This is a genomic window from Fulvivirga kasyanovii (assembly GCF_009711405.1).
Taxonomy (GTDB): Bacteria; Bacteroidota; Bacteroidia; order Cytophagales; family Cyclobacteriaceae; genus Fulvivirga; species Fulvivirga kasyanovii.
In genome coordinates this window covers 2660-7730 of sequence record NZ_SMLW01000377.1, presented here as the reverse complement: position 1 = coordinate 7730, position 5071 = coordinate 2660, and the positions used below count along the sequence as shown (strand labels likewise).

The 5071-nt window shown below is 40.3% G+C and carries 6 protein-coding genes; all 6 read left to right on the top strand.

The features are described from left to right. Positions 1 to 57: 57 nt before the first annotated feature. Complete coding sequence (locus E1163_RS04430) at positions 58 to 489, top strand: RrF2 family transcriptional regulator (RefSeq protein ID WP_155169919.1); 432 nt, start codon at positions 58 to 60, stop codon at positions 487 to 489. A 63-nt stretch (positions 490 to 552) separates the two neighbouring features. Then, a complete protein-coding gene (ric, locus tag E1163_RS04425) occupies positions 553 to 1311 on the top strand; it encodes an iron-sulfur cluster repair di-iron protein (protein WP_155169917.1) in 759 nt (252 codons plus the stop codon). A gap of 234 nt (positions 1312 to 1545) precedes the next feature. Continuing rightward, complete coding sequence (locus E1163_RS04420; protein ID WP_246223502.1) at positions 1546 to 3147, top strand: cbb3-type cytochrome c oxidase subunit I; 1602 nt, start codon at positions 1546 to 1548, stop codon at positions 3145 to 3147. 3 nt (positions 3148 to 3150) lie between these two features. Continuing rightward, the gene (locus E1163_RS04415; protein ID WP_155169913.1) at positions 3151 to 4164 is read left to right on the top strand and encodes a cbb3-type cytochrome c oxidase subunit II; all 1014 of its coding nucleotides are present in this window, start codon (positions 3151 to 3153) and stop codon (positions 4162 to 4164) included. Further along, entirely contained in the window at positions 4161 to 4436 is a 276-nt protein-coding gene (locus E1163_RS04410) for a hypothetical protein (protein ID WP_155169911.1), read from the top strand. Before E1163_RS04415 ends, E1163_RS04410 begins: the two co-directional genes overlap by 4 nt. Beyond that, positions 4433 to 4864 (top strand): cytochrome C, encoded by a 432-nt coding sequence (locus E1163_RS04405; RefSeq protein ID WP_155169910.1) that lies wholly within the window; start codon positions 4433 to 4435, stop codon positions 4862 to 4864. The genes E1163_RS04410 and E1163_RS04405 overlap by 4 nt, the downstream gene beginning before the upstream one ends. Positions 4865 to 5071: the final 207 nt, after the last annotated feature.

Genomic DNA, 5071 nt, shown 5'->3' with positions numbered 1-5071 from the left:
TAAGACAAATTTGTCTTAATTAAAAACTTTCATTAGGTTTGCTTAAAAGATAAATACATGTTTTCTAAAGCTTGTGAATACGGAATAAAAGCAATGATCTACATTGCACAGGCCGGTGAAGGAGGTCGGCTTGTAAGCCTGAAGGAAATTGCTGCAGAAATTCAGTCTCCGGTAGCATTTACAGCTAAAATATTGCAATTACTTAGTCGCGAAGGCATCCTTTTGTCAACTAAAGGAGCCTTTGGAGGATTTCAGCTTGCCGCAGCTGCCGATAAAATAAACCTCGCAGAAATAGTAAAGGCAATAGATGGTGATCGGGTTTTTAATGGTTGCGGGTTGGGGTTGAAAGAATGCAATGCATTAAAACCTTGTCCGGTTCACTTTAAGTTTGCAGCATTTCGTGAGCAGCTTGCTGACATGCTCCAAACAACAAACCTTCATGAACTAGCAGCAGGCTTAAAGAAAGGAGTAAGTTTCCTATACCGGTAAATTTTTTTGAAGATAAATCGGACAAATTTATCCTTAATAAAATAAATATAAATTAAAGTAATTATGAAATTATCAAAGGATACACCTATTGGAGAACTAGTGGCGGCAAATTATAGAACAGCTACTGTTTTCAAAAAGCATAAAATCGACTTCTGTTGCCAGGGCGGTCGTACCATCAGGGAGGCCGTTGAACAAAAGGAAATTGACATTAACCTTTTACTAAAAGAATTGGACGAAGCTATCCAAATCAAAGACACCTCGGCCAATAATTACCAAAGTTGGCCTTTGGGTTTGCTCGCTGACTATATTGAGAAGGTACATCACCGCTATGTAGAGAAGCGAACTCAAGAGATTGTACCGTTTCTCAACAAGCTCTGCAGGGTACATGGTGATCGTCATCCTGAGCTCCATGAAATCACGGACCTTTTTACAAAGTCTGCAGGAGATCTTGCGCAGCATATGAAAAAAGAGGAGCTAATTCTTTTCCCATTTATTCATAAAATGGTACGTACTCAAAACCTTCGCGAGAAATTGCACCCCCCCCATTTTAAAACAATAGAAAATCCTATTGCGATGATGATGCATGAGCATGATGCAGAAGGAGAAAGGTTCCGGAAGATTGCGGAACTGAGCAACAATTATAATCCTCCGGCAGATGCCTGCAATACCTATAGGGTGACTTTTGCATTGCTAAAAGAATTTGAAGACGACCTTCACCTTCACATTCATTTGGAAAATAATATTTTATTTCCTCGTGCCATGGACATGGAAAATAACATTGAAAAAGCGCAGCCAGAAGGGACTGATAGGCGAGATAATTAAAAGCTTCGTGAGCTGAAATTTTCAGAATAAATATTTCTAAATATGAGAGTTTTGATAATTCTGGTATTAGTTCTAATGCCATTGTTAAGTAATGCGCAAAATACAGAAAACTGGATCATCAGTCCAGGGGTAGTAGGCACTTTTGCTCTTTTAATCTTGGTGATAGTAGTTGGGATTATAATCATGATTTTTAGGGCGTCGAACCTTCTTTCCAAAGCAACATCTAATGCTGCAATGAAAGAAAAGAAGGAATGGTCAAATCACCTGATAAATCTTGAAGAAGAGGAATTGGATGCTATTCTTGAGGAAAGAAAAAAGGCATTTAAATATCGCTTAAAAGGTACGGAACTTGGAAGTTCTATGCAAAGGATTGATGAGCGGGGCCTCATAACCAGACTGACCCATAAGCCCTCTTATCCACTCGTTGATGAAAAAAAGCGATCAACGGTTAATCTGGAAACGCCTGAGCCTTTAAAAAAGTTGATCATATTTTATCTGGGAGCCGCGGTCTTTTGGTTAGTCTTGGGAACCCTTGCAGGCCAGTATCTGGGGATGAAATTTGTATGGCCAGACCTGGATCATCTATCATGGCTTTCATTTGGCAGGCTCAGGCCTGTGCATACCAACACGGTATTCTGGGGTTGGACCTCTCTTGCCATGATAGGCCTGGGTTACTTCGTGATAACGCGAACGTCGAATACAAAGCTGTTCAGCTATAAATTAGGATGGTGGGGTTGGTGGCTAATAAATACCTCTGTAATCCTTGGCAATGCATTTTTAATGTCTGGAATTAACAATGGAGGTGGAGAATACAGAGAATACATTTGGCCCATAATGTTGCTATTTGCAATAGCATTGCTTATTACATTTTGGAATTATTATAAAACCGTCGCCAATCGTAAGTTATCGGAAATATATATTAGCAACTGGTATATACTGGCCGCATTGGTATGGACACTCGTTTTAGTTACCATTGGTTATCTCCCATATTATCAGTCAGGCCTTGGTGAAACAGCAATTCAGGGATACTATATGCATCAGGGGGTAGGGATGTGGTTCATGACATTCACGCTTGGTTTGGTATATTATTACCTTCCTTCATCACTCAACAAGCCTATTTACTCATATTCATTAGGTGTGCTTGCGCTTTGGACACAGATGCTATTTTACACAATGATAGGGACGCACCACTTTGTATTTAGTCCTTTGCCATGGTGGTTACAAACCACAGCAATAGTTTTTAGTGGAGGTATGTTTATTCCGGTTATTGCAGGCACAACAAACTTCATGATGACCATACGGGGCAGCTGGAAAGCCATAAGCAGCAGTTATGTGCTTCCGTTCTTTCTGATCGGCATAATTTTTTATTTTGTTGGCTCTGCTCAAGGTAGTTTTCAAGCCTTCCGGTTCACAAATTATGTGTGGCATTTTACTGATTTTAATGTAGCCCACTCTCACATGACTATGTATGGTATTATTGCATTCTTCATGTGGGCAGGAATATATGCTCTTTTACCAAAAATTACAGGTAAAGAAGCTCCACAGTGGCTCATAGGAGCCCATTTTTGGTTAGCCTTCATTGGGCTGTTTGCCTATATGGTTTCATTGATGGCAGGTGGTACACTTAAAGGCCTAAGCTGGATGGCAGGTGAGCCTTTTATCAATTCGGTAATCCTTATGCAGCCCTATTGGCTCTGGAGGGCAATTGGAGGGACACTTATGTTCATTTCACATCTGATTTTTGCATATAACTTTTTCTATATGATAAATAAGCGGATAAGGCCCCTTGCAATAAAGAAAAATCTTATAACTGAACCGCAACCAGAACTTGTATAAGTGATGATAAATTTTGATAAAAACCATAATGCTTTGGTAGGTACATTTTTTATTGTATTTGTGATCCTTAGTATAGGTGTGGCTATTGTGCCCGCGTATCAGATGCAGAATGACCTGCAGCCCTTACCTAACGACCCTCCCCTGACACAACGTCAACGTGATGGGTTGGCAATTTACATTGCCGAGGGTTGTGTAGCATGCCACAGTCAGCAAGTCCGGAATATTGAGATGGATGAAATGTGGGGAAAACGGCCCTCTATCCCTTCCGATTATTATTATAGCAAGCAAAGACTTGATATCTGGCGCCAATCCCCTTCCCTGTTAGGAAGTGAACGCACCGGTCCGGACCTAACCAATATTGGACTTCGGCAGCCAAGCCTGGAATGGCATCTGTTGCACCTCTACAACCCCCGAATTGTTGTCGATGCTTCAGTTATGCCCGCTTATCCGTGGCTTTTTCAGGAAAAAGAACAACCTGCAAAAGAGGATGTCGTAATTAATCCACCTGCGGAGTTTATAAAAGATCCCAACAAAAAAATTGTAGCAACTGAGGACGCGCTAAAGCTGGTAGAGTATCTACAGGCACTGAAACAGGTCGATTTAGGAGGGCAGCCTCCAACTAAATTCATCCCATCTAAAAAGCTCAAGGTAGATGAGGAGGATAATAAAAAAACTTCTTCAACTTCAGTGAACCTGGATGGAGAGAGGCTATACATTACTAATTGTGGAGCTTGCCATCAGTCAAACGGACAAGGATTAAAGGGGGCATTTCCACCACTTGCCGGAAGTGCGATAGTAACTGATAGCGATCCGGAGATGTTAATCCAAATTATCTTACTGGGATATGACGCCCGGGATGAATATGCCAGTATGCCACCCTTTAAAGACCAGCTTACTGACGAGGAAGTTTCAGCGATCGCCAATCATGAAAGAAGCAGCTGGGGTAATTCAGCTGAAATGGTAACACCTGAAGAAGTGAAGAAGATCCGTGAAAGTATTAATCAAATTAGCCAATGAAAAAAGTAGCAATATTAACTTTTGTCTTTGTTTTAATGGAGGTTGCAGCTTTTGCCTGTGAAGTGTGCAAAAAAAACCAGCCCGAAATATTGCAGGATGTCACCCATGGCCAGGGCCCTCAAGGACAATGGGATTATATCATTACATGGACTGCCGTTGTCATAGTTGCTGTGACACTATTTTTGAGCATTAAACTATTAATACGACCTAAGGAAGCAGGTCCTGATCACATAAAAAATATTGTCTTACATTCAAATAAGTCCTGTTTATGAATAATAGTGAAGATAAAAGGGTCGTAAAAGTTTTTTTGGATGACGACCCTCATCCTTTTGGGGAATTCAAACCTCCGGTAAAATTTGTATTCGATTCTACAAAGATTCCGGATGGTCCTCATAAATTAAAAATAGTAGCAAAGTCAACTGATGGAAGAGAAGGAATTCAAATCATCCCTTTTGTCGTTAGAAATGGACCTGCAATATCCGTGGTAGGATTAAAACCTAATGATGTGATAGATGAGCAAATCCCTGTAACGATAAATGCTTATGGCAGTGAAAGAAAGGACATTTTTGTAGTAACTGGATCGGAAACACCAAAGGCAATCCCTGTTTGGGTTTGGATTGCCATCATCATTTTCGGTTTATGGGCTATTTTTTATTTCATTATGTATACAGGCCCTCAGGACTATAAAGGCTTTTTTTAAAACAATTTATTAGAGAATAGAAAGAAGTCACCAGAAACGTTTTTAAAACATGAATAGCATAAAATCAACCTTAGCATTCCAATTCGCCTGCACCTTTTTGTGGATAGGTTTTGTGTGCGCCATTAGTTTTATGGAGGCCTGGCTTAAATTTCGTGCACCGGGTATTACTATTGAATTAGGCCTTGGTATAGGGCAACTTGTATTTAC

Coding starts and splice junctions, on each gene's coding strand:
- E1163_RS04405 (WP_155169910.1), top strand. CDS start 4,433: ATGAATAATAGTGAAGATAAAAGGGTCGTAAAAGTTTTTTTGGATGAC.
- E1163_RS04415 (WP_155169913.1), top strand. CDS start 3,151: ATGATAAATTTTGATAAAAACCATAATGCTTTGGTAGGTACATTTTTT.
- E1163_RS04420 (WP_246223502.1), top strand. CDS start 1,546: ATGAAAGAAAAGAAGGAATGGTCAAATCACCTGATAAATCTTGAAGAA.
- E1163_RS04430 (WP_155169919.1), top strand. CDS start 58: ATGTTTTCTAAAGCTTGTGAATACGGAATAAAAGCAATGATCTACATT.
- ric (WP_155169917.1), top strand. CDS start 553: ATGAAATTATCAAAGGATACACCTATTGGAGAACTAGTGGCGGCAAAT.
- E1163_RS04410 (WP_155169911.1), top strand. CDS start 4,161: ATGAAAAAAGTAGCAATATTAACTTTTGTCTTTGTTTTAATGGAGGTT.